We start from the raw sequence: 2,714 nt of genomic DNA on the forward strand, positions 1-2,714 counted from the left end.
GGCCCGTGCACGGATCCTCGTCGAGCCCGGGCGCGACCAGGAACCGCGCCTTCCCGCCAGGCCCCCAGTCGCGTTCGGACGCCCCCACGTACAGTCGGAAACCGCCGGGCTCGAGAACGCGGCGGTTGAAGTCCTTGAACATCGGGAACACCGCTTCGATGTCATCCCGGATGCGGTCGTAGTCGCCGACCAGGCCATCCCAGTCCACTTTCGTCTGCGGCAACGTCGCTTTCGCGATGCCGGCCACGATGGCCGGTTCCGAGAGCAGGTGCTCCGACGCCGGCGGCAGTCCACCCTGCGATGCATGCACCATCGACATCGAATCTTCCACCGTTACCGACTGCAGGCCGCTCGCCTGCAGGTCGCGCTCGGTGCGGCCCAGGCAGGGCAGCAGGAACGCCTGCTTCGCGGGAATCAGATGCGAACGGTTCAACTTGGTGGCGATATGCACGGCCAGGTCGAGCGTGCGCATCGCGGGAATCGTCGTCTCCGGGTCCGGCATCGCAACGGCCAGGTTGCCGCCCATGCACACCAGCGCACGCGAACGGCCGTCGCGGATCGCGCGCACCGCCTCGACGGCGTCGTGCCCGTGCGTGAGCGGGAACTCGAAGCCGTAGGTGCGCTTGATCGCATCGACCAGGGCCTGCGTTGGCTTTTCGGTGATCCCGACCGTGCGGTCACCCTGCACGTTCGAATGCCCGCGGATCGGCGCAATGCCGGCGCCCTGCCTGCCGATGTTCCCGCGCAGCAGCATCAGGTTGGCCATCTGCTGCACGTTCTGAGTGCCACGGCGGTGCTGCGTCATGCCCATGCCGTAGCAGAGGATCACGCGGTCCGCCCTGGCGTAGAGCTGCGCGGCGGCGGCGATGTCGTCGCGTGCCAGGCCGGAATGCCTGACGATCTCTTCCCACGTCGAGAGCATGCGGGGATGGTTGGTGCCGGGATTGTGGCCGAAGCTGAAGAGCGCATCGCAGTGCGCGAAATCGTCCAGCGTCACCGTGCCCTTGCCCACGCCGATGGATCCTGGCAACCCGACGCTGGTCGCCTCGTGGCACATGTTCGAACAGTCGGGAAAGTTGTTGGTGCCGTACTCGCGCACCATCAGCTGGTACAGGAAGGCCGCTTCGTTGGACGTGCGGCCAGAGGTGTAGAACTCGGCCATGTCGGGATGCGGCAGCGCCCGCAGCGCTGCGCCGATGCGGGCGAACGCTTCGTCCCAGCCGATCGGCACGTAGCGGTCCGTATCGGCGTCGTAGGCCATCGGATGCGTCAGCCGGCCTTCGTCCTCCAGCGCGTGGTCGCTCCATTCCCACAGTTCCGCCAGCGTGTGGCGTGCGAAGAAGTCCGGAGTCGCACGCTTGCCGGTGGCTTCCCACGACACCGCCTTGGCGCCGTTCTCGCAGAACTCGAACGACGACGTGTGCTTCGGATCAGGCCAGGCGCAGCCCGGGCAATCGAACCCGGTGGGCTGGTTGACGCGGCGCAGCGCCGAGGTCTCGCGACCGACCGCCATCTGGCTCTTCACCGCGCGGGCGACGGCGGCGAGTGCGCCCCATCCGCCGGCTGCGCCATCGTACTCGTCGATGCCCGGGACCTTGCGTTCACTCATCGGATCCCTGCCCTTGCATGTCGGAGAAAGAGACGCCTGCAGGATACCCGATGCCCTCGGACGGGTTGCAWGCGTCATGCATCGTGGCGCCTGTGAACCGGACGCTCAGGATGGGATTGCTAGCATGTCGACCTCGCCAGACCCGGTACCGCCTGCCTCCCGTGATCCGCCTCCTGCTTCCGCTCACCGCCCTGCTCGCCAGCGTTGCGCTGCTGCTGGGTGGAAATGGCCTGCTCGGAACGCTGCTGGCCATGCGCAGCCAGGCCGAAGGTTGGGGCGAGCGCACGACGGGCCTGGTGATGTCGGGCTACTTCGTCGGCTTCTTCCTGGGTACGTTCACGGCGCCGCCGCTGATCCGGCGCGTGGGCCACATCCGCGCATTCGCGTTCCACGCCGCGCTCGCGGCGGCAGCGGTGCTGGTGTACCCGCTGTGGAGGGAGCCGGTCGGATGGATGCTGCTGCGCGTGGTCACCGGCATGTCGCTGGTCGGGCTGTGCACCGTGATCGAAAGCTGGTTGAACGCGCAGGCCGCGCCCGAGCACCGCAGCCGCGTGTTCGGCGTGTACATGGTGGTCTCGCTGCTCGCCCTGGCGGCCGGCCAACTGTTGCTCGACCTGCAGCCTCCGCGCAGCCCGGTGCTGTTCAGCGTCGTGGCGATCCTGTTCGCGCTGGCCATCCTGCCGGTCAGCGCGACACGGCTTTCGCCGCCGGTGATGACCGTCGCTCCGAAGGTGCACCTGCTGGAGATCTGCCGGGCGGCGCCGAGTGCGGCCGCCGGCGCGGTGCTCGCCGGCCTGGCGCTGGGCGCGTTCTGGGGCATGGGCGCGGTGTATGCGGCCTCGCTGGGCCTGGATCGCGCAGGCATCGGCACCTTCATGGCGGTGACCATCATCGGCGGCGCTGCCCTGCAGTTGCCGATCGGCCGTCTGTCCGATCGCAGCGACCGCCGCAGCACGTTGGCGCTGGTCGCCGCCGCAGGCGCCGCCACTGCCCTGCTCGCGCTGCGTTTCGAGGGTCAGGCGCACGCCCTGTTCTTCCTGTTCGGCGGTCTGGCCTTCGCGCTGTATCCGCTGGCCGTCGCGCACCTGCTGGACCGTCTGCCGGG

The 2,714-nt window shown here is 68.7% G+C and carries 2 protein-coding genes; one reads left to right on the forward strand and one right to left on the reverse strand.

All coding sequences use genetic code 11. The annotated features are described in order from the left end of the window. On the reverse strand, positions 1-1,609 hold a 1,609-nt coding region (locus tag AC04L7_RS17290; RefSeq protein WP_475513520.1), incomplete at its 3' end, for a molybdopterin-dependent oxidoreductase. Between the two features lie 161 nt (positions 1,610-1,770). On the opposite strand from AC04L7_RS17290, the gene AC04L7_RS17295 reads away from it, so the two are divergent. Beyond that, positions 1,771-2,714, forward strand: a 944-nt coding sequence (locus AC04L7_RS17295) for an MFS transporter (protein WP_475513521.1), incomplete at its 3' end; no start/stop codon positions are given.

This window comes from Pseudoxanthomonas sp. LjRoot204_2, from assembly GCF_056175765.1.